The following is a 25,347-nucleotide window of genomic DNA, read 5'->3' on the forward strand; positions in this document are numbered from 1 at the left end:
TTCGTCAAGTTTCCAGCCCGCAGTAGTAATTCACCCGTCAAGATGCTTCGGCGTTTCCCGACGAAACCCCAGCCCGATAATGCGGCCGAACAGGTGCGGCAGCCAGCGGCTGTTGCCGACGCGGGTCATCAGGCTGGAACCACCGCCGGCACGGCGTTTTTTCGGCCTGCGTTGGCTCATCTTGATCTGCAGGAATTGGGTGGCTTTGGTGGGGAAATTGCGTCGGCGCTGCACCCGCAACAGGTGCTTCAGTTGCAGGCTGTGGCTGCGCAGCGGAGGAATGATGCTGTTGGCGGTGGCGACCGCATCCTGAATCGCCAGATTCACCCCGACACCGCCAATCGGCGACATGGCGTGCGCGGCGTCACCGATGCACAGCACGCCGGGCCTGGCCCAACTATCGAGCCTGTCGATGCGAATGCTCAACAGCTTCACCTGTTGCCAGCTTTGGATATCCTGCAGGCGATCGTCCTGAAACGGCGCCACTTCAGCGATGTGCAGCAAAAACGTCTCCAGGCCGTCTTGCTGAATCGCCTCGAAACTGCCCTTATCGATAGAGTATCCGCACTGCCAATATTCGCCCCGGTCGATCATGATGAAGTTCTGCTTCGGGCCGGTGTGGCCCATCGACCAGGCCGGATCGCCGGGTTTTTTATCGAGCTTCAGCCACAGCACGTCGCGCGGTGAGCCGAACGACTGGCTGCTGAATGCTGCTTGTTCGCGCACCACCGAGTTGCGCCCGTCAGTACCGACTACCAACTGGCAGCGCACGCGGATCGGGCCTTCGGGCGTATCCGCCAGCACGCCGCACGCCTGGCCGCGATCGTACAGCAGCTGGTGCGCCTGCGCCGATTTGATCAGTGTGAATTCGGGAAAGGCCGCCGCCTTTTCTGCCAGAAAGTTGAGAAACTCCCACTGCGGCATGAACGCGATAAATTTGCAGCGGGTCGGCAGCCGGGTGAAGTCTGCCAGCGTGATATCGCGCCCGGCAATTTCGGCCTGCAGCGTCTCTGCGCGCTGGTGCGGCAATGCCAGCAGCTCATCGATCAGGCCAAGCTGGTGCATGATTTCCAGCGTGGAAGGGTGAAGGGTATCGCCGCGAAAATCGCGCAGGAAATCGGCGTGTTTTTCCAGCACCGTGACGTTAATCCCCGCACGCGCCAACAGGTAGCCGAGCATCAGCCCGGCGGGGCCGCCACCAACGATGCAGCAGGTGGTGGCGTAAGGTGTGATAGGCGACTGTGACATAGCGGTTGGCCCTGACGATCGGCATATTGCGGATCGTAATTGAATGACTTTATTTGATAATGATTATCAATATCAAGTCTGGCTGTCAACCCGCGGTGCTGTGTGGTCAAAGGGGGCGGAAAGGTGGCCAACCCGGTAGCATTGGGTGCCGGGCTCCGGCGCTGGCGGCAGTTCCCGCCACAGATGCAGCCGCACCAGCTGCCAGGTGGCGGGATCAAACGCCACTATGCTGGCCACGGCATTGCTGTCCAGGGCGGCGGGGTCTGTCTGCTGCCGGCGCAGCGCAGCCAGATCGCTGTAAGGCGCAATCGGCAGCGTTTGACGCGTGGCGCAGGTGGCTTCGGCGAGCCTTTGGCGGTCAAAATGTGTCAGCCACGGCAGCCAATGGGTCACCTGCGGCCAGCCAAAGGCCTGGCTTACGCCCTTGAAGCCGTCGCCGATCAGAAAATCGCTCATGCCGGTACTGCTGTTCCACAGATAAAACGGCGCATAGAGATTTTCGCCGCTGTGCTCACCTTTCTGTGCATAGAGATAGGCTTTAATCAATAACTGTGGACAGTTATCCAGCAGGTGACCAAAACGGCTGATGCGGTCGCGGATAATCGCCATATCGTAATCGGCGGGCAGAGCGAAGTTGTATTGCATGGCAAGCATGATGATTCTCCTGAAAGGCATTGACCCGGCGAGCATGACACGCCATCTTTATCAGTAAAATCGGCATTATTTTGACTAATGGTTCTTGAAAACGGGATGGTCAGCATGGGGCGAGTCACTTTCGATCTCGACGATCTGCGCAGTTACGTTACCGGCATTGAGTTGGGCAGCTTCGCCAGGGCGGCGGAACGGCTGGGGCGATCAACCTCGGCGGTTAGCGCGCATCTGAAAAAACTGGAGCAGCAGATCGGTGCGCCGATCTTGCGAAAATCCGGGCGGGGTATGGTGATGACCGAGGCCGGTGAAACGCTGCTGGGCTACGCCCGCCGGCTGCTGGAACTGAACGACGAGGCTGCCGCTGCGGTGCGCGGGCTGGATTTGCAAGGAACCGTGCGGCTTGGGCTGCAGGAAGATTTCGGTGAAACCTTTTTGCCCCAGGTGCTGGGTAGTTTTACCCGCGCCCATCCGAAGGTGCGCATAGAGGCGCGCATCGCCCGCAACGCAGAGCTGATCGACTGGGTGCTGAAAGGGCAGCTGGATTTGTCACTGGCGTGGGATGGCGGCATCAGCACGCCGTTTCAGCAGGATTTGGGCCGCCGCATGATGCATTGGATCGCCTCGCCGAACTTCGATCTGAGCCAGTGGCAGGGCGGTGATGAACCTCTGCCGCTGGTGATGTTCGACGCCCCCTGCCTGATGCGCAGTGCGGCCACCAACGCGCTGGATCGCGCCGGTATCGCGTGGCGCATCGCCTTCACCAGCCGCAGCCTGAACGGGGTCTGGGCGGCGGTCAGCGCCGGGTTGGGGGTCACGGTACGCACTGATGCCGGGCTGCCTTCGGGATTACTCTGCCTCGCCCCCGGCGCTTTGCCGGCGCTCAGTCACATCGGCGTGGTACTGCACCGCGCCGAAGAAAACCCCTCTGCGGCCATTGGACGGCTGGCGCAGATCGTGGCCGAACGGATCGACGGCTAGTCCTGTTCGATCGGTTGATTGCCGCTCAGCGCACCCCATTCGGTCCAGGCGCCGTCATACAGCTTCACCTGCGGTGCATCAAGCGACAGCAGGCCAAACGCCAGTACCGCGGCGGTGACGCCGGAGCCGCAGCTGGTGACGATCGGTCCGTTGATGTTCACCCCTTTATCGCTGAAGGTTTTCTTCAGCGCTTCCAGCGATTTGAAGTGGCCGTTTTCCAGCAGTTCGCCGTAAGGAATATTGATGCTGCCGGGGATATGGCCGCGATGCAGCCCTGGGCGCGGCTCCGGCGCTTCGGCGTAAAAACGCGGCGCGGCGCGGGCGTCCAAAATCTGCACTTCCGTGTTCAGCGCCTGCTCCACCTGTTGCATATTCACGACGGCGTCGGCGTTGAAGCGGGCGTCAAAGGTTTGGGGTTCAGGCTGTGCCGGGCCGGTTTCCAGCGTCTGGCCCAGCGCGGTCCAGCCGTTCAGGCCTTCGTCCAGCACATAAACCCGCTGCGCGCCAAAGTTGCGGAAGGTCCACCAGCCACGCGGTGCGGAAAACTGATTGCCCTCGTCATAAAACACGATGGTGTGCTTATCGTTGATGCCCAGCTTGCCCGCTGCCGCGCTGAATTCCGCCGCCGTCGGCAACATGTGCGGCAGGGCGGTGTTTTTGTCGGCTACGTCGTCGATATCAAAGTACACCGCGCCCGGTATATGGCCGCGTTCGAACTCGGCGAGCATATCTTTTTTCGGCACCAGGCCGACCGGGGACATCCTGACATCAACCACCACCAGATCTTCATCGTTGATATGCTGCGCAAGCCATTGTGGGGTAACCAGAAACGGAGAGTTCATCGCTATTGTTCGCCTGTTGTGAAAACGGATTTTCACTATACACCAGCGGGTGGGCGGATGAGGTAAGATGATTGGCAAACGGGGCGGATAATCATGAGGCGTAATGGACAACAACAGCTTCGGCGGCGCCAAAATCGCGCTGCTGTGCGGCGATAGCCTGCTGACCTATCGGCGTGATGACAAAATCGGCATCCCTTGGCCCGGCTGCTGGGATCTGCCCGGCGGCGGGCGTGAAGGCGATGAAACGCCGCTGCAATGCGCGCAACGGGAAACCTTCGAGGAATTTGGCCTGCGCATTGCCGCTCGGCAGGTGAACTGGCAACAGCGCCATGATGGCATTCTGGCCGGCTATCCGCCCACCTGGTTTATGGTGGGCGAAATCACCCAGGCGCAAATTGCCGCCGTCCGCTTTGGCGATGAGGGGCAATGCTGGCAGATGATGGCCATCGACCGCTTTATCAATCATCCGCAGGGCATTTCGCATCTGCAGCAGCGGCTGGCGGCGTATCTGCGCCGCTAGATCTGTTCCACCGCCTCAACCCGGGCGATCAGCGCAACCAGTTGGCGATCGGAAAACACCTCAATGCCATGCTGGCGCAGCAACTCGGCGGTAACGCCGCTGCCGGGTTTGGTCTGGCCGCTGAAAGAACCGTCGTAGATAAACTGGCTGCCGCAGGACGGGCTGCCGTCGGTGAGCAGCGCAAAGCGACAGCCGTGCCGCCGTGCGGTTTCCAGCGCCAGATGGGCGCCAAGCAGATAGCTGTCGGTGACGTCGCCGCCACCGGCCTCCATCACCCGCGCCTGCTGGGCGAGCACGGTGGCGCCATTGGCGGTCGGGGTAATTTCTGCGCTGGGGCGCGGGGTGGAAAAACCGGCGGCCAACTCCGGGCAGCAAACCACCAGGCGGCCTTCGCGCTGCCAGCGTTGCAGGGTCGCGTTGACCAGCGGTTTGTCGGAGCCGTTATAGCGAACTTTAAAACCGGCCAGGCAGGCGCTGAATAAAATCTTTGACGGCATGATCTCTGTCTTTTGTCTCAGGGGCGAAAGCGCGGGCAAACAGCCCGCACGCGCGGCTTTAACATAGCAGAATCATACTGCCGATGGCAGCGCCAACCGGTTAATTTCTGCCGGTTCGATGATCAGCAGCGGCGTCGTACGTCTCGCAACCGCCAGCATCGCCAGCCCGATCCTTTCGGTCGTGGTGACCTGATTGGGGAACAGCCGCAAGGCACCCAGCCACAGCGGTTTAAACAGCGTATACAGCAAATGATAAGCACGGGTTTTGGAACGGATGCCGTGTAGCGGAAGAATAGCGCCGGGGCGGAACATCACCGCATGGAACGGCAGCGCCAGCAGGGCGTTTTCGGTCGCCCCCTTGACCCTGGCCCACATGCTGCGGCCCTGTTCGCTGCTGTCGGTACCGGCGCCGGAAACGTAGATAAAAGTCATGGCCGGATTCAGCCGCGCCAGTGGATGGGCGGCGGCCAGCGTCAGATCGTAGGTCACCGCGCGATAGTCGGCTTCGCTCATGCCAAAGGACGAGACGCCGAGGCAAAACAAACAGGCGTCATAGCCGGCGAACTGCGGCTCCAGCGCCGACAGGTCGTTGAGGGCGGGCGTCGTCAACTGCCTGAGTTTGGCGTGGCTTTGCGCCAGCGGGCTGCGGCCGACGCTGAGCACTTCTGTGACCTGCGGGTCGAGCAGGCATTCGCGCAACGCACCCTGGCCGACCATACCGCTGGCCCCGAAGATTATCACTCTCATCATCTGTTCTCCTGACGGGCGGTCACACGCCGGCTGCGCCAACGGTTCGGCGTTTGCGATTCCCACTGCATAAAGGCGCGACTGAACGAATTCAACTCTTCAAATCCCAGCACGAAGGCAATTTCACCCGGCTCCAGATCGGTGTCTGACAGCAGGTGGCAGGCGGTGCGGTGGCGGGTTTTGTCCAGCAATTGCTGATAGCTGTAGCCCTGTTGTTGCAGCCGTCGTTGCAGGGTACGCGGGCTGACGTACAGTTCGGCGGCCACGCTGTTCACGCTGGGCCGTTGCCCGCGCATGCTGCGGGCGAGGATCGCCATGACCTGTGCGGGCAGGTTGTCATCCTGCTGCGCCCTGGCAAGTTCGGCTTCCAGGCCGGGCAGCAAAACGGCCAGACTGTCCTGGTTATAAGTAATAAACGGCTGCTTCATCAGCGCGCGGTCGAACACCAGCACATCGAGCGGCGCGTTGAAATGGATCGGGCAGGAAAAATAGCGCAGCAGCGGGGAAGCGGGATCCTGGCGGCGCGTCAGCTCGATCGCCCGGGGTTGGATCGCCATGCCGGTACCACGGCGGCACAAGGTAGTGATGTAGGCAAACATGGTGTCAATCAGCAGATCGGGGGCGTGGCCTTCGGCCATAAGCCAGCGGGTATGCAGCCGCACGCCGTGGCCGTCTTCCGTCAGCATCAGCTCCTCCGGGCACACCAACCGCTTATAGCGGGCCACCTTCTGCAAGGCTTCCCCGAACGTGGCGGAATGCAGCGCCGCGACCGAGGCGATATCGTAGTGCTCCGGGGCCACGTCGCCGCCGAGGCGTAAACCGAATGCGGCATCATTGGTCAGTCTGGCGAGCGCGCGCCAGATTTCAAAATACTGGTGGGTGGAAAGCCTGGCTTTTTCGCGTCCGTCGCTGAGCAACCCGCTGGGAAGGCCGGCCAGTTGGCTAACCTGTTCAATATCCACCCCCAGCGCCGCGAAGCGAACCGCCAGCGCGCCGGATACCGGAATTTGATCGCTGCTCATGATGATTCCTTTGGCTGCCTGTTGAGAAAGGCTCCAGTGTAAAAGGTTAGGGCAGGCGCGGATAATCCGATTGCGACAAGCTTTACTCCCGCAGCGCTTGGGCGCTTTCGATGTCGGCTACCGGCGCCAACAGTAGCCTTTGGATGGTCTTGCCGACCCGGCTAACCGCCTGTTCAATCTCTGGCGTCAGTTTCGGGGCGTAGTTGATGCGCAGGCAGTTACGGTATTTGCCGGAGGCGGAAAAAATGCTGCCGACTGCGATCTGCACGCCCTGTTGCTCCAGATAGCGGTTCAGTCGCAGGGTATCAAATTCGTCGTCCAGCTCAATCCACAGCATAAAACCGCCGCGCGGCTGGCTGACGCGGGTGCCGGGCGGGAAATAATTCATGATCCAACCGGTCATCCGATCGCGGTTTTGCTGATAGCGGGTACGCATGCGCCGCAGATGCTGCAAGTAATGGCCGTGGCGGATAAAGTCGGCAATCGCCAACTGTGGTTGGGTGGCGGTGGAGCCGGTGCCGATATATTTCATGTGCAGCACGCGCTCCAGATAGCGGCCGGGGGCAATCCAGCCGATACGCAGGCCGGGCGCCAGCGTTTTGGAAAAGGAACTGCATAACAGCACGCGGCCATCGTCGTCGAAGGACTTGATGGTGCGCGGCCGAGGATACTGGTAAGCGATGTCACCGTAGACGTCATCTTCGATGATCGCCACATCATGGCGCTGTGCCAGCGTCAGCAACCGCTGCTTGCGCGCCTCGGGCATGATGTAGCCCAGCGGGTTGTTGCAGTTAGGCGTCAACAGAATTGCCTTGATCGGCCATTGATCCAGCGCCATTTCCAACGCTTCCAGGCTGATGCCGGTCAGCGGGTCGGTCGGGACCTCCAGCGCTTTCATGCCCAACCCTTTCAGCGTTTGCATGGTGCCGTGAAAACAGGGGGAGTCCACCGCCACAATGTCCCCCGGCTGGCACACGGCGCGCAGCCCGGCGGACAGCGCCTCATGGCAACCTGTGGTGATCACCAACTGGTCGGCGCTTATCTGGCAGCCGGAATCCAGCAGCAGGCGGGCGATTTGCTCACGCAATCCCATCACGCCCTGAATATTGTCGTAATACAGGCTGCGCAGATCGCCATGGCGGCCCACATGCCCCAGCGCCTTCACCAGCGGTTTCAGCGTCGGCTCGCTGATATCCGGCATGCCACGCCCCAGCTGTACCAAATCTTCACGCGGTTTGGTGCGGATCAGTTCCAGCACCTGCTCCCATTGCGAAATGTCCACCGGCCGCTGCACCGGGCGGGTGACGGCAGGCAGCTCGGCTAAGGTGCGCAGCCCCCGCACGAAATAGCCCGATTTCGGCCGCGCCTCCACCAGTTGGCTCTCTTCCAGCAGGCGGTAAGCCTGTTGCACCGTGCTGATGCTGACGCCGTGTTCCTGGCTCAGCATGCGTACCGACGGCAGGCGATCGCCGGCGGGATAAAGCCCCTGTTCGATGCGTTGGCTGAGGATGGCGGCCAGCGTGGCATAGCGTGTCATACAGATACCCAAAATGAGAGTGAATGGGAAAATAACCAGCACAGATGGGATTAAATTAGACCATTCAGATACGCAGAGACAGCTTTTGTATGGAAAAAATACCCCTGACTTGAATCTGTACCGTTTTTCACCCGCGCCGCATCATGAACGCCGAGGCTAAATCGAAGGAGAATGCAATGATGACCCTGTTTGCAGATGGTGCGCCGGCGCGGAGCCGGTTATTCTTTTTCCGTTGGCGTTTGTACCTGCAACGCTACCGCACGCGTAAATCGCTGTTGCTGCTGGACGACGCGCAGTTGGCGGATGTCGGTCTGACGCGCGCCGATGCGCGGCGGGAAGGGCGCAAACCTTTTTGGCTGGAATAATAAGGAAACGGCATGCTGAAGTTATTGGGTAAAGCATCATCGATTAACGTGCGCAAGGTACTGTGGACCTGCCATGAACTTGAGGTGGCATTACAGCGGGAGGATTGGGGCAGCGGTTTTCGCTCCACCCAGGAACCGGTGTTTTTGGCGCTTAACCCCAACGGGCTGGTGCCGGTACTGATCGACGGCGAGCGGGTGCTGTGGGAATCCAATACGATTTGCCGCTACCTGGTGGGCCGTGAAGGGCGTCAGGATCTGCTGCCGCTGGAGCCGGGCGCGAGGGCCGGGGTCGAGATGTGGATGGACTGGCAGGCTACCGATCTGAACAACGCCTGGCGCTATGTGTTCATGTCGCGGGTGCGTCAGGATGCCGCTTATCAGGATCAGGCCCGGCTGGCGGACGCCGAAAGGGAGTGGAACCGGCTGATGGGCATACTGGAGCAGCATCTGGCGCAGGGGCAGGCTTATATGGCCGGTGCGGCTTTTAGCCTGGCGGACGTGGTGATCGGGCTGTCGTTGAACCGCTGGTTGATGACGCCGTTCTCGCGCCCGGATTACCCGCAGCTGAATGCGTATCTGCAACGGCTTAAGCAGCGGCCGGGGTTCTTGCTGTATGGCGCCAACGGTTTGCCGTGATATGAAATAAAATATCCATTTCATTGAGGTTGATGACAAAGGGGTCTGTAAGCCTGAGATACCCGGGCCGAGCGCACCGAGGGGCCATTATGGGACACGTCCCTGTGTCCCACCCTACGGGCCGACTTGAAGTCGTTCCAATTTGCTCCCGGCAAATTGGTCGACGGGCAAGGCCGTTACGACCCCTTCGGCACGCTTTCCCTAATAACGGGCTTTGTCAGCAGTCTGAATAAAATATCCATTCTATCCGTGCGTTCTTCACCGCCGGGTGCGGCGTATCGCGATCATCACGCCGTTGCATCATGGCCTGCAGGGTTTCATGAACGGCATCACGGATATGAGTTTTATTTTTCCTCTGACTTGTTATTGAAATTTATATTCCATATAACCTTATCTCAGATGGCGTGTTTCATTAAGCGACGCGCCGGCCATATGACGGATATCGGCAGGGGAGAGGGTGATGAAACAGGTACGCGTTGGGTTAATTGGCACCGGCTACATTGGGCGCTGCCACGCTATTGCTTATGCGCAGGCGGCCACGGTATTTCCACTGAAAGGCGAATTGGTGCTGGAAATGCTGGCGGAAGTGACGCCGGAGTTGGCGCAACAGCGCGCCGCAGAATTTGGTTTCTCACGCGCTACCGGCGACTGGCGGCAGTTGGTGGCGGATCCGGCTATTGATGTGGTGGATATCTGCGCGCCAAACTTCCTGCACAAGGAGATGGCGCTGGAGGCGATCCGCCACGGCAAGCATGTTTATTCCGAAAAACCGCTGGCGCTGGACGCCAATGATGCCGCCGAAATGGTGCAGGCCGCCCGCGCCAAAGGGGTTAAAACGCTGGTGGGTTTCAACTATATGAAGAACCCGACCAGCCAGCTGGCGCGCGAAATTATCGCCAACGGCGAGATTGGCGAGGTGGTGCATTTCTACGGCACCCACAATGAGGACTATCTCGCCGATCCGCGCACCCCGATAGACTGGCACTGCCGCAAGGCCAGCGCCGGATTGGGCGCGCTGGGGGATCTGGCAGCGCACATCGTTAACATGGCGCATTACCTGGTGGGCGATATCGTGGCGGTCTCCGGCGACATGCAGACCATTATCAAACAGCGGCCGGATGCCAAAGACCCGACGGTGATGCATGACGTGGAAAACGAAGATCAGGCCAGTGCGCTGGTGCGTTTTGCCGGCGGCGCCATGGGCACTATCGAAACCTCGCGCATTGCCTGCGGGCGCAAGATGGGGCTGACCTACGTGGTGACCGGCACCAAAGGCACGCTCAGCTATACCCAGGAGCGGATGGCGGAACTGAAGCTGTATCGTCATGACGAACCGACAGAGCGACAGGGCTTCAAAACGCTGCTGGTGGGGCCGAAGCACCCGGACTACGCGGCGTTTTGCATCAGCGCCGGGCACGGTATCGGTTTTAACGATCAGAAAACGGTGGAGATCCGCGATCTGGTTAACGGCATTGCCGCCGGCGACCGCATGTGGCCGGATTTCGAAGAAGGCTGGAAAGTGTCCTGCGTACTGGATGCGATAGCCGCTTCCGCCGAACAGCGTCGCTGGCTGGATATCAATCGCGACTAGGCGGCCGGTTATGGCGCGCTCAGGCTGAAAATGCCATAGCTTAGGATGTTAATCAGCTACCAGCTTAATAAGTTGTTAAGTTGGTAGCTTGATGTGATTAAAAATGCAAAGCATGAACAACCGAACGTGCCCCAGCCGCCGACGGCGTAACTCCCCCCTCACTGTCAATCCGGGCTAACGCCCCTTCGCTGCTCTCCTGGCAGACCGCCTAGTGGCGGATGAGCCATTGATGAAAGACGCGGGTCACGATCGGCATCCAGAGGAAAACCACCAGCGCGACCACGGTAGCGTCATTGAGAAAATGGCCGGGCAGCGTACCCCCCAATTGCGGCAGCAGTTTGCCCCAGAACCAGGGCACCAGATTGGTGGAGGGGAAGATCACCAGCAGGGTGATCAAAAACTGTTTCCACTTGGCGGGTGGCCGGATATTGGCGCTCGGCGGCGTGAACCAGAATTCCGCGCCGGGGCGAATATCCACGTGGTCGTCTTCCAGCAACAGCGGCGCCACTTCTTCGATGTATTTCTTGCGCAGCGGCGAGTTGTTCCACTGGTTCAAATTGTCGATGCTGTCGAAACGCACCAATATCGTATAAGCCTGCTCGCTGCCGGTAGGGCGGATCACGTTAACGCCCAGGTGGCCGGCGAAGCTGGCGGCTTCCGGCATAATGCGTTTCAGCCAGGCCTCGTAGGCCTGTTCCTGACCCGGTGCCAGACGATGAGTGATCACTAACGTGACGTGCTGCTGATGATCCATTAAGTCAACTCCAAAAAAGACCCCGGTGCGGCCGGGGCGGGAAATTATTTCATCACTCGCAGCGGTGCAAGGGGCGTCAGAGGGGCTGGGTCGTCAACGCCCATACCGTAAGTGCCGCCGTGCTCACGCACCAGCGCCATCACCGCGTCGTAGGTTTCTTTGTGCGCCCAGTTACGTTGATATTCCAACAGCACCTGCTGCCAGGTCACCGGGGTGGCACCGGCCTGGACCATAGGGTCGATAGCGCGATCATGTACATTGACCGAACTGCCGCCGGAAGTGTCGGTAACCACATAAACGTCGTAACCGGCTTCCAGTGCCATCAATGCCGGGCAGGTCAGAGAGACCTCGTTCCACAGTGCGGAAATCACCAGCTTCTTGCGGCCGATGGCCTCAACGGCCCTGACAACAGCGGCATCTTCCCAGACATTCATCGTGGTGCGCTTAATGGGGGCGATCTCCGAGTGAACCGCCAGCAGTTCCGGCCAGATAGCGCCGCTGAAACGCTCGGTTTCGACCGCGCTGAAAAGCGTCGGAACGTTAAAAATCTTGCCGGCTTTGGCCAAACCTATCACGTTGTTTTTCAGTAGCCGACGATCAATATTAGTCACACCAAAGGCCATCTGCGGCTGGTGGTCGATAAAAATCAGTGCGGAGTTATCTTTATCAAGTAATTGAAATTCAGGCATGATTTACTTTCCCAATCCTACTGCGAATTAACCGCCGTAATGCAAAGCCGATAAAATGCAGGGTAGACAGGGGCTGATTTCAAAGATAGCGCAGAATTTTTGCCATCTTGTTGAGTTTTTTTATACACGGGGGAATACGGTGAGATTAAACCTGGAAGCGTTACTGATTTTGGATGCGCTGGATCGGCACGGCTCGTTCGCCGCTGCGGCTTCGGCACTGTTCAAAACGCCCTCGGCGCTGAGCTATATGGTGCAGAAACTGGAGAGCGATCTCGAGGTTACCCTGCTTGATCGTTCCGGCCACCGGGCGAAATTTACCGATACCGGTAAACTGATGTTGGAAAAGGGCCGGGTGCTGCTGCGGGCGGCGCAGGATCTGGAACAGCAGGCGCGCTATGTGGAAAATGGCTGGGAAAGTGAGATCACGCTGGGCATTGACGCATCTTTCCCGTTCGAACGGCTGTTGCCGCTGATTGAAGAGTTTTATCAGCGCCATCATCATACCCGCCTGGCTTTTAGTCATGAGGTGTTGGCCGGCTCCTGGGAGTCGCTGGTTTATGGCTGCGCGGACATTATTATCGGCGCTATTTGTGAACCGCCGTCGCGCGTTGGCTATGCTTTCAGTCAATTGGGCCGGCTGGATTACGTGTTTGCCGTGGCGCCGCAGCACCCGCTGTCGGCGCTGGCAGAGCCCTTGCTGAAGGCCGATATCCGGCAGCACCGGGCAGTAGTAGTACGGGATACCTCGCGGGTGAATGCCCCGCAGAACCTCAATATCCTTGAGGAGCAAGATCAACTGACGGTCTTTGGCTTTGACGCCAAACTACGGGCGCAGCTCCGCGGCCTTGGTTGCGGTTATCTGCCGCGCTATCTGGCCGAACCTTACCTTAAAAGCGGCGAACTGGTGGCGAAAAACGTCGAAGCGGAACGTTGCAGCGATGTCGCCTATTTTGGCTGGCGTGAAAGCGCCACCGGCCTGGCGGCAAAATGGTGGCGCGAAAGGTTACAGCAGTATGCCGATGCCGGGGATGTCTACCCCGGTCATCTCTGATTAGCGTTTTTTGATGCATGGCAAAAGGAACATCGGGTAATGAAAGGTGAACATCGGTACGACGTGGAAGTGAACTGGGAAGGTAACCTGGGCGCCGGTACGCCGGATTACAAATCTTACGGCCGCGATCATCGCATCAGCGCCGCAGGTAAGGCGGATATTGCCGGTTCCGCCGACCCGGCCTTTCGCGGTGACGCCGCCCGCTGGAATCCGGAGGATCTGCTGGTGGCGTCAGTCAGCGCCTGTCACAAACTTTGGTATCTGCACCTGTGCGCCACGGCGGGGATTTCGGTGCTGGCCTATCAGGACAACGCCGTCGGCATCATGCGCGAAGACGCCCAGCGCGGCGGGTTTTTTACTTCGGTTACGCTACGCCCGCGGGTAACGGTGCGGGACGGCGACGATCTGCAACTGGCGCAACAACTGCATGAAAAAGCGCACCACCTGTGCTTTATCGCCAACTCGGTCAATTTCCCTATCGACTGTCAGTCACAGGCCGTTTACGCAAATAGTTGATTTTTAACTTTGCTTTACCGCTTTCGTTATTTTGAGCGCCACTGCGGCTCGCAGATACTGAGGAAAATTTCCTACAGCGAGCCGCAGCATGTCCTCAACCCAACGCCACAGCCACTATCTGCATTCTGCCCAGCGTAACTGGATCCGGCAATTGAACCGGCGCTGGTACTGGCGGCTGGAACTGCCGACCTGGGGCATTATGGCGGCGGTTTACGGCGGCTGGTTTGGCGTGGCGCAGTACTGGCAGACGCTGGGGCCGTGGCTTGGCACGCCGCTACTGATCCTGCTGACCACCTGGTATATGTCGTTGCAACATGAACTTATCCATGGCCACCCAACGCGCTGGCCGCGAGTCAATCAGCTGTTTGGCCTGTTGCCGCTGGCGGTTTGGTATCCCTATGGTCTGTATCGCGATTCGCATATTCAGCACCACCGCAATGAACATTTGACTGATCCGTATGAAGATCCCGAAAGCTATTACTTCAGCCAGGCCCAATGGCGGCGTTTCCCACGGCTGTTTCCGCTGTTGGCGAAGGTGCGCAATACGCTGGTCGGGCGCATTGCGCTTAGCCCGGCGCTGGATATTGCCGCTACGTTGGTCAACGCACTGAAGGCTATCGCCGCCGGCGAAGTACGTACGCTGGCGATGTGGCTGGTGCACCTGCTGCTGTTGGTGGCGGTGCTGGGGTGGTTGCAACAGCAGGGCATTGGCGCGGCGTTTTACCTGTTGGCCGTCAGTTACCCGGCGCTGGCGCTGACCAAGGTGAGATCGTTTTTTGAGCATCGCGCCGTTGAAGCTCCGCAGGCACGTTCTATTATTAATGAGGCGGCGTGGCCGTGGCGGCTGCTGTTTCTCAATCTGAACTATCATTTAGTTCACCATGATCTGCCCGGCTTGCCGTGGTACGGTTTACGGGAAGTGTATCTGGCGGAGCGCGGCGCGTACCGGCAGCGCAGCCAGGGATTTGTGGTGCAGGGCTATGGCCAATGGGTGAGTGACTATGCGTTTACCCCGGTTGCCGTTGAGGTTCACCCTTTCAGCGGCGGTGAAACGCCGGCGGCGCACCAGGGCGAATATGACGCCTGGCCGGCAGAGACATTGATTGCGCGATGGAAGCGCGTTTCTCAGGATTTTCCAATCGATCTGGCCAAATAGCCGGAAAACACACAACAAGAGGAAAAAGTATGGCTATCACTCCATCACGTGGACGTTTCTTTGCTCTGGCGTTGACCTTGCTCGCTGCGAGCGTCGGCGTGGCGCAGGCGGCTGATACGGTGCGCGTCGGGTCTAAAATCGACACCGAAGGTTCGCTGCTCGGCAACATCATCGTGCAGGTGCTGGAATCCAACGGCATCAAAACCACCAACAAATTGCAGCTCGGCACCACCAAGGTGCTGCGCGGGGCGATCACCTCCGGCGAGATTGACGTCTACCCGGAATACACCGGCAACGGTGCATTTTTCTTCTCCGATGAAAAAGATCCGGCGTGGAAAAACGCTCAGGCCGGTTTCGAGAAGGTGAAGAAGCTCGATTATGACCAGAACAAAATCGTCTGGCTGGATGCCTCGCCGGCCAATAACACCTGGACTATCGCCATCCGTCAGGACGTGGCGGACGCCAACCACCTGAAAACCCTGGCCGACCTGGGCAAGTGGATCAACGGCGGCGGCAAGTTCAAGCTGGCGGCTTCGGCGGAGTTTATCGAACGCCCGGATGCGCTGCCGGCGTTCCAAAATGCTTACGGCTTTAAACTGAACCAGGATCAACTGCTGTCGCTGGCCGGCGGTGATACCGCCGTGACCATCAAGGCGGCGGCGGAGCAGACCTCCGGCGTAAACGCGGCAATGGCCTACGGCACCGACGGCCCGGTGGCGGCGCTGGGGCTGCAAACGCTGGAAGATCCAAAAGGCGTGCAGCCGATTTACGCGCCGGCGCCGATTATCCGCGAGGCGGCGTTGAAACAGCACGCCAATATCGCCGAACTGCTGAAGCCGGTATTTGCCTCACTGGATGGCCCGACGCTGCAGAAACTCAACGCGCAGATCGCGGTGGAAGGCCAGGATGCCAAACAGGTTGCGGCCGCTTATCTGAAAGAGAAAGGATTTGTTAAGGGATAACGCCGATATTCCCCCTCTCCCCTTGGGAGAGGGGCGGGATACGGCCCACCAGACATGGAGCCGGAGAGTTTCTTTGATTATTGCCGTAAAAAACCGCGTTTTACTGACATTGCTTATTCTGTTGCTGCTGGCCGCATTTGGCCTGCCGTTTCTCAGCTATGCCCCCAATCGCCTGCTGTCGGGCAAGCCCATTTCCCTGATCTCCCTGCTGCATGGCCCGGCGTTGTGGCTGTTGGCGCCGATGCTGGTGCTGGCGGTGCTTAGCCTGTTGGCGCCGAGCAGGTGCAATGCGTCGCTCACTGCGTTGGCCGCTTCGGCACTGCTGACGCTGGCCTTCTGGCTGAGCGGCCATGCCGCGCAACAACTGGCGCAGGAAGGGTCCAAACTGGCGCGCACCTCCTGGGGCAGCGGCTGCTGGCTGATAGTGGCGTTGAGCCTGCTGATGGCCGCCGACGCTCTGACCCGCCTTGCTGCCTCGCACCTGTGGCGTATCCTCGGCAATCTGCTGGTGGTGCTGCCTGCGTTAGCGCTGCTGTTTGGGCATCAGTTGGATCAGCTTTCGTTGCTGAAAGAGTACTACAACCGGCAGGAGGTGTTTGACGCCGCGCTGTTGCAACACCTGACTATTCTGCTGGCGACGCTGGTACCGGCGCTGCTGATTGGCATGCCGCTCGGGGTGCTGTGTTTCCGTTCCCGTCGCTGGCAAACGCCGATCTTCTCGACCCTGAACATTATCCAGACCGTGCCCTCGATTGCGCTGTTTGGTCTGCTGATAGCGCCATTGGCCGGATTGGCGACGGCGGTACCCTGGCTGGCGGAGCACGGCGTGAGCGGTATCGGCATGGCGCCGGCGATCGTTGCGCTGGTGCTGTACGCCCTGTTGCCGCTGGTGCGCAGTGTGGTGGCCGGGCTGCAAAGCGTGCCGGCCAGCGTGATCGAGTCTGCGCGTGGCATGGGCCTGACGCGCGGGCAGATTTTCTTCCGCGTGCAGTTGCCGCTGGCGTTACCGCTGTTTCTGACCGGCGTGCGCATTCTGGCGGTGCAAACCGTCGGCATGGCGGTGGTGGCGGCGCTGATCGGTGCCGGGGGGTTTGGCGCCATCGTCTTCCAGGGTCTGCTCAGCAGCGCGCTGGATTTGGTGTTGCTGGGGGTGATCCCGGTGATCGTGATGGCGGTAATCGTCGATTCGCTGTTTAAATTTATGGTTTCATTATTGGAAGTGTCACGCCGATGATTCACTTTAATCAGGTCAGCAAGATTTTTCAGGGCAAGCCGGCGGTGGACGACCTTACGCTGCAGATTGCCGAGGGCGAATTTGCCGTACTGATCGGTACCTCGGGTTCCGGTAAATCCACGACGTTAAAAATGATCAACCGGCTGATCGAGCACGATCAGGGCAAGATTTATTTTGCCGGCGAGGAGATCCAGAAATTCAAACCGCAGGATCTGCGTCGCCGGATGGGCTATGCCATCCAGTCGATTGGCCTGTTCCCGCACTGGACGGTGGAGGAGAACATCGCCACCGTGCCGCAGCTGCTGAAATGGCCGCGAGCGCGCATCCGTGACCGGGTGACCGAACTGCTGGAGCTGCTGCACCTGGAGCCGGATCTGTTCCGCCGCCGCTACCCGCACCAGCTTTCCGGCGGGCAGCAGCAGCGGGTTGGGGTCGCGCGGGCGCTGGCCGCCGATCCCGAGGTGCTGCTGATGGATGAGCCTTTCGGCGCGCTGGATCCGGTGACGCGGGCGGCGCTGCAAACGGAGATTGCGCGCATTCATCATCTTTCCGGGCGCACCATCGTGCTGGTGACGCACGACATCGACGAAGCGCTGGCGCTGGCGGACCGCATCGTATTGCTCGATCAGGGGCGTATTGTGCAGCAGGGTACGCCGCTGGAACTGCTGACCGCGCCAGCCAACGATTTTGTCCGCGATTTCTTCGGCCGCAGCGATCGCGGCATCAAGCTGCTGTCGCTGGGAACGGTGGCGGAGCGCGTGCGTCCCGGCAGTGCCGACGGCGAGCCGATCGCTGCCGCCATGAGCCTGCGCGAAGCCCTGTCGGTGTTTGTGGCGCGCGGCAGTGAACGTTTACCGGTGGTGGGCGAACAGGGCGAAGCGCTCGGCGTGCTGCATTTCAACGATCTGATTAACCAAAAGGCGCTGTCATGAGTGCGCAGCGTTTCACGCGCTGGCTGCGCGATCCGTTGCCCTGGACCTTTGCTTTGCTGCTGGCGCTGGTGTTTGGCATGAATCATTTGCACGGGCTGTTCGCCGCCTGGTTCCCCGATCTGGACCGGCCGGTCTATCAGCAAGACAGCTTTATCTCGCTGGTGTGGGCGCATCTATTGCTGGTGGCGGTTTCCAGCCTGATCGCCGTGTTAATTGGCGTGACGGCAGGGATTGGCGTGACCCGTCGGGCCGGCAAGGAGTTCCGCTCGCTGGTGGAAACCCTGGTGGCGGTCGGTCAGACCTTCCCGCCGGTGGCGGTGCTGGCGGTTGCCGTGCCGGTGATGGGCTTTAGCGAGCAGCCGGCGATTATTGCCCTGGTACTGTACGGCCTGCTGCCCATCTTGCAGGGGACGCTGGCGGGGATTGAATCGGTGCCCAGCGCCACGCGCGAGATTGCGCAGGGAGTGGGGATGAACGCCAGGCAGATCCTGTGGCGGGTCGAGCTGCCGCTGGCGGCGCCGGTGATTGTCGCCGGGATCCGCACGTCGGTCATCATTAACATCGGCACGGCGGCGATCGCCTCCACCGTCGGCACCAAAACGCTGGGTTCGCCGATCATCATCGGCCTGAGCGGTTTCAATACCGCCTATGTGATCCAGGGCGCAGCGGTGGTGGCCTTGCTGGCGATCATCACCGATATGCTGTTTGAGCGCTGGGTGCGCTATCTCACCGCCTGGCGTCAGCAGACGCTGGCGGATCCTTCTGTGGGGTAAGGGACATGAAGCAGGTATCTTTGCCGATGTACGGCGTTACGCATCAACCGGCCGAGGCCTTTTGGCAGGTGCTGCGCGAAAAACTTCAAGACTTGGGGCTGGCGGATTTGCCGCCGCAACTGAGTTGGCCGCAGGATTTGGCGCGGCACTGGCAGCAGGACGATGTCTTGCTCAGCCAGACCTGCGGCTATCCGCTGGTCAGCAGCCTGCCGCAGGTACAACTGGTCGGTACTTATCACTATCGCGTCGAGGGTTGCGAGGGGCCGGAATACAGTAGCTGGTTGGTGGTACGCGATGATGAGCCGGGCGAAAACCTGGCGGATTTTCGCGGCCGGGTAGCGGCCTATAACAGCACCGATTCGCAGTCTGGCCATAACAGCCTGCGCGCACTGATCGCGCCTTTGGCGCAAGACGGAAAATTCTTCCGTGCCGCCATCGCCTCCGGTGCGCATTATCAATCGCTCAGGCTAATCCAAAGCCGCAAAGCGGACATTGCGGCCATTGACTGCGTCAGCCTGGAATTGCTCAAACGGGCGCAACCGCAGGCGCTGGCGGGGTTGAAAATTATTGGCCGGACGGCCGTCGTTCCGGGGCTGCCGCTGATTACTCCTGCGCATACGCCGCCGGGACAGTTGGAAATATTGCGCGCCGGAGCGAAGGCGATGGTGGGGGAAGCGGTGAGCGACAGCTTGCTGATCGGCGATTTCACGCTGGTCCCCCGTTCGGCGTACCAAAAAATTACCGCACTGGAACAACAGGCCGCCGCGCTGGGGGTGACGGCGCTGTAGGCGTTCCCCAGGCGGCGCTTGCCAAATTTACAGCAGGCCGCCGCCGTCGATATCAATCACGCTGCCGGTGATAAAGCCGTTTTCCATTGCCAGCAGATACCCCGCCGCCACGTCCGCCGCCTGGCCGACGCGCCCGACCGGCAGCCCGGCGCCGATGTTGGCGAACATCGCCTGACGCCGTTCGGCGCCAAGGGCATCGTAAGCTTCGGTGGCGGTAACGCCGGGGCTGACCACGTTGACCCGTCGCGGCGCCAGCTCTTTCGCCAACTGTTTGCCAATCGCCTCCAGCGCCGCATTGATGCCGGTTTTAATCAACTGCCCGCTGAGGTATTTGCGCGACAGCTGGCCGGAGGTCAGGGTGATGGAGCCCTGTGGCGACAAGGTAGGCAGCGCAGCCTGTATGGCACGCAATGCGCCCCACAGTTTGACGTCGAAATTGGCCTGCGCCTCGTCAAAATCCGTATCCGCCAGCAGTTTGGCCTGGACGACCGGCCCGGCGGTGAACACCAGATGATCGAACTCGCCGACCTCGGCGAACAGCGCACGCAGCGAACTTTCGTCGGTGACGTCCGCCTGCATTACCCGCAGGTGGCCGCCGTCGGCGGGCTGATAGTGTTGCATGCACCCGGTGCGGCGTGAGGCCAGCACTACGCTGGCGCCGTTTGCCACGGCGGCGTAAGCCACTGCCGCGCCGATACCGCTGTTACCGCCAAGGATCACCAGCTTTTGCCGGTTCAGGGAAGAAGAAGAGAGGGTCATGATAGCGCCTCGATTGCCATGAATGTCGATGCTATCTATCATCAATCATTGAAAATCCGCGAACAATCAGCCTAAATGGCAAACACTTATAAATTATTTTTAATAATAGGCGTAACGCCAGGATCTCCATGACATCCTTTATCGATCTCGACGTGTTCGTTCGTACGGTTGACGGCGGCAGCTTTTCAGAGGCGGCACGCGCGCTGGATATCACCCCGGCGGCGGCCAGCATTGCGGTTAAAAGGCTGGAGCAGCGGCTGGGGGTACGGTTGTTGGTGCGCTCCACCCGCAGCCTGCGGTTGACGGAGGAAGGGCGGCGTTATCTTGATAGCGCCCGGCTGGCGTTAGGCGCGTTGGCGGAAGGGGAACAGGCGATACGCGAGAAACACCAGGGGCTATCCGGCATGCTGCAAATTTCTGCGCCGTCGGATTTTGGCCGTAACCTGCTGTTGGGTTGGCTGGACGAATTCAAGCTACAGCACCCGCATATTCAGCTGCAATTGCTGATTAACGACCGCCAGGCCGATCTGTTCCGCGAGCCGGTAGACATTGCGCTGCGCTTTGGCCAACTGGCGGATTCTTCGCTGGTGGCGCTGCCCATTTTGCCGCAGCACCGGCGCTTAATCTGCGCCAGCCCGGCTTATCTGCAACGGTATGGGGTGCCGCAGACGCCGGCAGAACTGGCGCAACACGGCATGCTGATTTATCAGCCCAGCGGGCGCAGGCAGGCCGAATGGCGCTTGTGGCGTGGGGATGAGTGCATTGAAGTGCCGTTGAACGGCCATTATTTTACCGATGACGGCGAGGTGGCGCGGCGCTGGGCGCTGGCCGGGCACGGTATTGTCCGTAAATCTGCCATCGATGTGGTGGCGGATATTCACGCGGGGCGTTTGGTACAGCTATTGCCGGAATGGCAGAGCGACGCGGTGCCCATCAGCCTGGTGTGCCCGCACCGTTCGCAGGTATCGGAGCGCGTCAGGCTGTTGCAACGTTTTTTACAGCAACGTTGCCAGGGCTGGATGGAGCATCACTTGGCTTGAATGCTGTCCGCCGGAGCCGTGCTTACGGCGGCATCGCTGGTGGTGGTGCTCTCTTCGAGCGGCGTGGTGGAACGGGTGTACATATTCAGCCCGGCCAGGAATACGCCACCCAGTGAACCAAAGGCGGCCAGGGCGATAACGATGATAAACGCTTTTTTCAGCATAGGAATAATTTCGCAGGTTGTTCGGAACAGCGGGAATTATAGACCCTTTGTCAGCGGCGGCATAGGGGCGAATATCTTCGCCCCTGATTATACTACTTGCTGTTTATACGGCCCGCCGGGCGGGTGAACAGGTATTTGCCCAGTGTCACCAGCACCACCGCAGCGACGATAATCACCAGCGCGGCCCATTCACGCGGCGCCAACGACTCGCCGGCAAAGCCGATGCCGAGCAGCACCGCCACCACCGGGTTGACGTAGGCATAGCTGGTCGCTACCGCCGGGCGCACGTTTTTCAGCAAAAACATGTAGGCGCTGATCGCCAGCATGGAGCCGAAGACGATCAGGTAACCCAGCGCGAAGAAGCCTTTGGCGCTGGGCATCTGGGTGAGGCGTTCGCCGCTCAGTTGGCTGACCGCCAGCAACACCACGCCGGCGACCAGCATTTCCGCCGCACCGGCCATGGGCCCGGCGGGGAGTGAGATGCGTGACCCCAGCACCGATCCAAACGCCCAACTGGCGGAGGCCAGCAAGATGAGCAGCGCGCCGGTCGGGTTGCCGACCAGGTTATTGCCGGTATTCAGCAGCACGATCCCCACCAGGCCCAGCGCAATGCCCGCCCATTCCAGTTTGGTATTGCGCATGCCCCACAGCAGGCTGAAACACAGGGTAAACAGCGGTACCGTCGCCACCATGACCGCGGCAATGCCGGAAGGCACGTTCTGATGCTCCGCCACGGTCACCAGGCCGTTGCCCACCGCCAACAGCAAAATGCCGATGGTGCCGGCGGCCAGCCACTGTTTTGGCGTTGGCAGGGCATGGCCGCGCAGCGCCAGGAAACTGAACAGCACGATCCCGGCGACCAGAAAGCGAATGCCGGCCATCATCAACGGTGGCCAGCTCTCTACGCCCAGACGAATAACGAAGTAGGTCGACCCCCAAACAATATATAACGTGAACAGTGCCCCGATTAACGGCAGGACGTTACGGCTATTTTGGCTAAGCATGGGTTTTTATTCTGCAGGGAAGGTTATTATTAGAGGACTCAGTAAACCCGATCGGGTGGAGGATAAGCAACGCTTTTCAGCACTTTTTTAATGGAGAAAGGGCCGGTGAAAAAGCGATATTCCGCCGAATGGCAGGCAGCCTGCATCGTTACGGGGCCGGTTTGTTCAGACAAGGCCAGCTTACGGCGGGCAGAAAGATGGCCCAACCGACAGAAAGCAGCAACAGCATGATTTCCGGCGCGGTACCTGGCTGTATTGCACCCAACTTCCAGCCGATAATGCTCGCCAGCGGCCCGGCGATGGAACCCAGGACCGCCAGCGGCAAAGGGGCGGATTTGATCAGATCCAGCAGCCAAAACCACCAGCAACCAAAGGCCAGCCACAAGGCAACCATCCATAACGGCAACAGGCTGTGGCCGCTGAAATGCAGCACGCCGGTGTAGTTCCACAGGCTGTCCATCAGGATACCTGTCAGGGCGGCCAACAGCGCCCATCGTCGCCGGTGCGCCGGGGTAAAGATGAGTGCCAGCACCGCGCCGGCCAGCAGTACGGCATTGACCCGATCGCGGCCCAGGACCGCCAGCAGCCAAGCGGCGTTAATCCCCAGCGTCGCCAGCCAGAATCCGGCGTGCGGTTTCATTGCGGTTTTGCCCAGTACATGGGGGAGGGCCAGCTTACAGCAGCGAGATGCGATAAGCGCAACGTCGCGCGCCGGTCAGGATATGTTCGGAACGCTCAACCTGCGCCTGCAACACCTCGGTGAAAATGCTCAGTTCAGCTCGGCAGAATCCCTGGCAGACGGTGGCGGCGGCACAGATCGGGCAGTGATTTTCCACCAACAGAAACGAGCCGTCTTCCTGGGCGCGCCATTCGGCCATGTAGCCTTCGCGGGTGCGGATGGCCGTCAGGCGCGCGACGCGCTCTTGCAAATCGGTCGCGCCGATCATCGCCTGTTTGTAGTTAATGCGCGTTTCCTGTTCGCGGGTGTCGATCAGCAAGTCAATCGCCTGTTCGCCCAGTTTGTCGCGCACGGTGCGCAGCAGTTGCACCGTTAATTCGGAATGGGTATCCGGAAAACGTGCATTACCGGCAACGGTCAAATGCCACAGCTGCACCGGGCGGCCGACGCCGCGCGTTTCCGCAACCGCTTCAACCAAGCCCTCTTTCGCCAGCTTGACGAACTGCTGGCGCGCAGCTTCACCGGTGGTGCCAAGGACTTTCCCTGCATCAGACGCTTGTTGTGGGCCGCGGGTTTTCAATAGCGTCAGCAAACGGTCACTGACCGACTGTGCGGTGCCACCGCTATTTTCCAAGTTTATTCTTGACATATTTCTCCGCCTCGCCCTACCATTATTCCAAGTTAACACTTGTTAAATTTAACGCAATATCACCCGCAACTCAATGCCATTACTCTGAAAACAGGACGACAACTGTGATAACTAACGATGATAGTCGCTGGAGCGATCTTTTCTCCGGCAAAAATGGCGCCAGCGCGATTGCGCTCTCACTCGGTGTAGCGCTGCACGCCATCAATATTCTGGTCGCCACCACTATTTTGCCCTCGGTGGTGCAGGATATCGGCGGCCTGAATCTCTATGCCTGGAACACCACGCTGTTTGTGGTGGCGTCCATTCTCGGCTCTGCGTTATCCGCGCGGTTGCTCAGCGGCTATGGCGCACGCAGCGCCTATCTGGTGGCGTCGCTGTTCTTTATCGCCGGAGCGATGTTGTGCGCGCTGGCGCCGTCGATGCCGGTGATGCTGATCGGTCGAACGGTGCAGGGGTTTGGCGGCGGTCTGATCTTTGCGTTGTCCTACGCCATGATCAATCTGGTCTTTGAGCAAAAGCTGTGGCCGCGTGCGATGGCGTTGGTGTCGGCGATGTGGGGCATTGCGACGCTGGTGGGGCCGGCGGTGGGCGGAATTTTTGCCGAACTGAACGCCTGGCGCTGGGCATTCGGCATCCTGCTGCCGATCATGGTGTTGTACGCCGGTTTCACTTTCCTGATCCTGCCCAAGGGGAAACCGCAGCAACAGGCGGCACCGTTGCCGGCGGCTCAGTTGCTGCTGTTGGCAACAGCGGTGCTGGTGGTGTCCGCCGGCAGCCTCGCGGACAGTGCGTGGGTCAACATGGGCGGCATTGCTCTGGCGCTGCTGTTGATGGCCTGGCTGATACAGCGCGAAGCGCACTCTCGCGCACGGCTGTTGCCGCATGGCGCTTTGCGTCGTGGCTCCCAACTGGCCTCGCTGTATATCACCGTCTCTCTGCTGGTAGTAGGCATGACCAGCGAAATCTTCGTGCCTTACTTCCTGCAAACCCTGCATGGTCAATCGCCGCTGATCTCCGGCTACATTGCGGCCACCATGGCGGCGGGGTGGACGCTGTCGGAGATCCTCAGTTCCGGCTGGCGCAGTGCAGGCATCCGCCGGGCGATCATCAGCGGGCCGCTGTTCGTGCTGGTGGGGTTGTTGGCGCTGGCTATTCTGATGCCGACACCTTCCGGCGGCCACTGGCTGGCGCTGACGCCGATCGTTATAGCGCTGACGCTGGTGGGATTCGGCATCGGTTTCGGCTGGCCGCATCTGCTGACGCGTATCCTGCAGGTCGCCCCTGAAGCGGATAAGGATATCGCCGGCGCATCCATCACCACGGTGCAGCTGTTTGCCACCGCCTTTGGCGCGGCGCTGGCCGGGATGATCGCGAATCTGGCCGGGCTGAACGAGCCGGGTGGCGCGGTGGGGGCGGCCAATGCCGCACGCTGGCTGTTCCTGCTGTTTGCCCTCGCGCCGTTGCTGGCGGTGTTTAGCGCCTGGCGCTGTGCGGCCATCGCGCCGCCAGCTGACGAGACGGGCAATTTTGTACAAAACCATCCGTCCACTGAATGATAGAATA

The 25,347-nt window shown here is 60.1% G+C and carries 29 protein-coding genes; 15 read left to right on the forward strand and 14 right to left on the reverse strand.

The window, feature by feature from the left end; translation table 11 throughout:
- Positions 1–30: 30 nt before the first annotated feature.
- Both JEM67_RS07925 and JEM67_RS07930 read right to left on the reverse strand, forming a co-directional pair.
- Positions 31–1,248: an FAD-dependent oxidoreductase gene (locus JEM67_RS07925; protein WP_199635363.1), complete on the reverse strand. Its 1,218-nt coding sequence runs from the start codon at positions 1,246–1,248 to the stop codon at positions 31–33.
- Between the two features lie 72 nt (positions 1,249–1,320).
- Positions 1,321–1,902, reverse strand: a complete 582-nt coding sequence (locus JEM67_RS07930; protein WP_199635361.1) for a DUF4865 family protein — start codon at positions 1,900–1,902, stop codon at positions 1,321–1,323.
- Positions 1,903–2,007: 105 nt separating this feature from the next.
- On the opposite strand from JEM67_RS07930, the gene JEM67_RS07935 reads away from it, so the two are divergent.
- Positions 2,008–2,877: a LysR substrate-binding domain-containing protein gene (locus JEM67_RS07935; RefSeq protein ID WP_199635359.1), complete on the forward strand. Its 870-nt coding sequence runs from the start codon at positions 2,008–2,010 to the stop codon at positions 2,875–2,877.
- On the opposite strand, the gene sseA is transcribed toward JEM67_RS07935, so the two are convergent.
- Positions 2,874–3,719: a 3-mercaptopyruvate sulfurtransferase gene (gene sseA, locus JEM67_RS07940; RefSeq protein ID WP_199635357.1), complete on the reverse strand. Its 846-nt coding sequence runs from the start codon at positions 3,717–3,719 to the stop codon at positions 2,874–2,876. The two genes, JEM67_RS07935 and sseA, sit on opposite strands and share 4 nt — an antisense overlap.
- Positions 3,720–3,822: 103 nt before the next feature.
- On the opposite strand from sseA, the gene JEM67_RS07945 reads away from it, so the two are divergent.
- Entirely contained in the window at positions 3,823–4,239 is a 417-nt protein-coding gene (locus JEM67_RS07945; RefSeq protein ID WP_199635355.1) for an NUDIX hydrolase, read from the forward strand.
- Here the strand turns inward: JEM67_RS07945 and JEM67_RS07950 are convergent.
- The 4 genes from JEM67_RS07950 to JEM67_RS07965 all read right to left on the reverse strand — a co-directional run bounded on the left by JEM67_RS07950 (position 4,236) and on the right by JEM67_RS07965 (position 8,042).
- Positions 4,236–4,736: a DUF523 domain-containing protein gene (locus JEM67_RS07950; protein ID WP_199635353.1), complete on the reverse strand. Its 501-nt coding sequence runs from the start codon at positions 4,734–4,736 to the stop codon at positions 4,236–4,238. The two genes, JEM67_RS07945 and JEM67_RS07950, sit on opposite strands and share 4 nt — an antisense overlap.
- 72 nt (positions 4,737–4,808) lie before the next feature.
- Positions 4,809–5,483, reverse strand: a complete 675-nt coding sequence (locus tag JEM67_RS07955) for an epimerase (RefSeq protein ID WP_199635563.1) — start codon at positions 5,481–5,483, stop codon at positions 4,809–4,811.
- Positions 5,483–6,505: an AraC family transcriptional regulator gene (locus JEM67_RS07960; protein ID WP_199635351.1), complete on the reverse strand. Its 1,023-nt coding sequence runs from the start codon at positions 6,503–6,505 to the stop codon at positions 5,483–5,485. The genes JEM67_RS07955 and JEM67_RS07960 overlap by 1 nt, the downstream gene beginning before the upstream one ends.
- Before the next feature lie 82 nt (positions 6,506–6,587).
- Positions 6,588–8,042, reverse strand: a complete 1,455-nt coding sequence (locus JEM67_RS07965; RefSeq protein ID WP_199635349.1) for a PLP-dependent aminotransferase family protein — start codon at positions 8,040–8,042, stop codon at positions 6,588–6,590.
- Between the two features lie 176 nt (positions 8,043–8,218).
- Between JEM67_RS07965 and JEM67_RS07970 the strand changes: the two genes are divergently transcribed.
- The 3 genes from JEM67_RS07970 to JEM67_RS07980 all read left to right on the forward strand — a co-directional run bounded on the left by JEM67_RS07970 (position 8,219) and on the right by JEM67_RS07980 (position 10,634).
- On the forward strand, positions 8,219–8,407 hold the full coding sequence (locus tag JEM67_RS07970) for a DUF1127 domain-containing protein (RefSeq protein WP_013812077.1): 189 nt from the start codon (positions 8,219–8,221) through the stop codon (positions 8,405–8,407).
- A 12-nt stretch (positions 8,408–8,419) separates the two neighbouring features.
- Complete coding sequence (locus JEM67_RS07975; RefSeq protein ID WP_199635347.1) at positions 8,420–9,043, forward strand: glutathione S-transferase family protein; 624 nt, start codon at positions 8,420–8,422, stop codon at positions 9,041–9,043.
- Between the two features lie 460 nt (positions 9,044–9,503).
- Positions 9,504–10,634 carry a Gfo/Idh/MocA family protein gene (locus tag JEM67_RS07980; RefSeq protein WP_199635345.1) on the forward strand — a complete coding sequence of 377 codons (1,131 nt, stop codon included), beginning with the start codon at positions 9,504–9,506 and terminating at the stop codon, positions 10,632–10,634.
- Between the two features lie 208 nt (positions 10,635–10,842).
- Here JEM67_RS07980 and JEM67_RS07985 read toward each other — a convergent pair whose 3' ends face one another.
- Together JEM67_RS07985 and JEM67_RS07990 are read right to left on the reverse strand one after the other, a co-directional pair.
- Positions 10,843–11,388 (reverse strand): antibiotic biosynthesis monooxygenase, encoded by a 546-nt coding sequence (locus JEM67_RS07985; RefSeq protein ID WP_199635343.1) that lies wholly within the window; start codon positions 11,386–11,388, stop codon positions 10,843–10,845.
- A 44-nt stretch (positions 11,389–11,432) separates the two neighbouring features.
- Positions 11,433–12,077, reverse strand: coding sequence for an isochorismatase family protein (locus JEM67_RS07990; protein ID WP_199635341.1), 645 nt, complete (start codon positions 12,075–12,077; stop codon positions 11,433–11,435).
- A gap of 139 nt (positions 12,078–12,216) precedes the next feature.
- On the opposite strand from JEM67_RS07990, the gene JEM67_RS07995 reads away from it, so the two are divergent.
- From JEM67_RS07995 to JEM67_RS08030, 8 genes are all read left to right on the forward strand, one after another.
- Positions 12,217–13,128 (forward strand): LysR family transcriptional regulator, encoded by a 912-nt coding sequence (locus tag JEM67_RS07995; protein WP_199635339.1) that lies wholly within the window; start codon positions 12,217–12,219, stop codon positions 13,126–13,128.
- Positions 13,129–13,167: 39 nt separating this feature from the next.
- A complete protein-coding gene (locus JEM67_RS08000; protein WP_199635338.1) occupies positions 13,168–13,644 on the forward strand; it encodes an OsmC family protein in 477 nt (158 codons plus the stop codon).
- Between the two features lie 88 nt (positions 13,645–13,732).
- Complete coding sequence (locus JEM67_RS08005) at positions 13,733–14,800, forward strand: fatty acid desaturase (RefSeq protein WP_199635336.1); 1,068 nt, start codon at positions 13,733–13,735, stop codon at positions 14,798–14,800.
- 29 nt (positions 14,801–14,829) lie between these two features.
- Positions 14,830–15,762, forward strand: a complete 933-nt coding sequence (gene osmF, locus JEM67_RS08010) for a glycine betaine ABC transporter substrate-binding protein OsmF (protein ID WP_199635334.1) — start codon at positions 14,830–14,832, stop codon at positions 15,760–15,762.
- Positions 15,763–15,835: 73 nt separating this feature from the next.
- Entirely contained in the window at positions 15,836–16,996 is a 1,161-nt protein-coding gene (locus JEM67_RS08015; protein WP_199635332.1) for an ABC transporter permease, read from the forward strand.
- Positions 16,993–17,928 (forward strand): ABC transporter ATP-binding protein, encoded by a 936-nt coding sequence (locus JEM67_RS08020; RefSeq protein ID WP_199635331.1) that lies wholly within the window; start codon positions 16,993–16,995, stop codon positions 17,926–17,928. Before JEM67_RS08015 ends, JEM67_RS08020 begins: the two co-directional genes overlap by 4 nt.
- Positions 17,925–18,701, forward strand: a complete 777-nt coding sequence (locus JEM67_RS08025; protein WP_199635329.1) for an ABC transporter permease — start codon at positions 17,925–17,927, stop codon at positions 18,699–18,701. The genes JEM67_RS08020 and JEM67_RS08025 overlap by 4 nt, the downstream gene beginning before the upstream one ends.
- A gap of 5 nt (positions 18,702–18,706) precedes the next feature.
- Positions 18,707–19,489 (forward strand): phosphate/phosphite/phosphonate ABC transporter substrate-binding protein, encoded by a 783-nt coding sequence (locus JEM67_RS08030; protein WP_199635327.1) that lies wholly within the window; start codon positions 18,707–18,709, stop codon positions 19,487–19,489.
- 27 nt (positions 19,490–19,516) lie between these two features.
- On the opposite strand, the gene JEM67_RS08035 is transcribed toward JEM67_RS08030, so the two are convergent.
- Positions 19,517–20,248, reverse strand: coding sequence for an SDR family oxidoreductase (locus tag JEM67_RS08035; protein ID WP_013812090.1), 732 nt, complete (start codon positions 20,246–20,248; stop codon positions 19,517–19,519).
- A 128-nt stretch (positions 20,249–20,376) separates the two neighbouring features.
- Between JEM67_RS08035 and JEM67_RS08040 the strand changes: the two genes are divergently transcribed.
- Positions 20,377–21,288, forward strand: a complete 912-nt coding sequence (locus JEM67_RS08040) for a LysR family transcriptional regulator (protein WP_199635325.1) — start codon at positions 20,377–20,379, stop codon at positions 21,286–21,288.
- On the opposite strand, the gene JEM67_RS08045 is transcribed toward JEM67_RS08040, so the two are convergent.
- The 4 genes from JEM67_RS08045 to JEM67_RS08060 all read right to left on the reverse strand — a co-directional run bounded on the left by JEM67_RS08045 (position 21,276) and on the right by JEM67_RS08060 (position 23,784).
- Positions 21,276–21,452 carry a hypothetical protein gene (locus JEM67_RS08045; RefSeq protein WP_006324305.1) on the reverse strand — a complete coding sequence of 59 codons (177 nt, stop codon included), beginning with the start codon at positions 21,450–21,452 and terminating at the stop codon, positions 21,276–21,278. The genes JEM67_RS08040 and JEM67_RS08045 overlap by 13 nt on opposite strands.
- Before the next feature lie 92 nt (positions 21,453–21,544).
- Positions 21,545–22,456, reverse strand: coding sequence for a drug/metabolite exporter YedA (yedA, locus tag JEM67_RS08050; protein ID WP_199635323.1), 912 nt, complete (start codon positions 22,454–22,456; stop codon positions 21,545–21,547).
- A 148-nt stretch (positions 22,457–22,604) separates the two neighbouring features.
- Positions 22,605–23,096, reverse strand: a complete 492-nt coding sequence (locus JEM67_RS08055) for a DUF2878 domain-containing protein (protein ID WP_199635321.1) — start codon at positions 23,094–23,096, stop codon at positions 22,605–22,607.
- A gap of 34 nt (positions 23,097–23,130) precedes the next feature.
- Complete coding sequence (locus tag JEM67_RS08060) at positions 23,131–23,784, reverse strand: helix-turn-helix transcriptional regulator (protein WP_199635319.1); 654 nt, start codon at positions 23,782–23,784, stop codon at positions 23,131–23,133.
- Positions 23,785–23,888: 104 nt separating this feature from the next.
- Between JEM67_RS08060 and JEM67_RS08065 the strand changes: the two genes are divergently transcribed.
- Complete coding sequence (locus tag JEM67_RS08065; protein ID WP_199635318.1) at positions 23,889–25,340, forward strand: MFS transporter; 1,452 nt, start codon at positions 23,889–23,891, stop codon at positions 25,338–25,340.
- The last annotated feature ends 7 nt before the right edge of the window (positions 25,341–25,347 follow it).

The sequence above is a fragment of the Serratia sp. PAMC26656 genome (assembly GCF_016469055.2).
Taxonomy (GTDB): domain Bacteria; phylum Pseudomonadota; class Gammaproteobacteria; order Enterobacterales; family Enterobacteriaceae; genus Serratia; species Serratia plymuthica.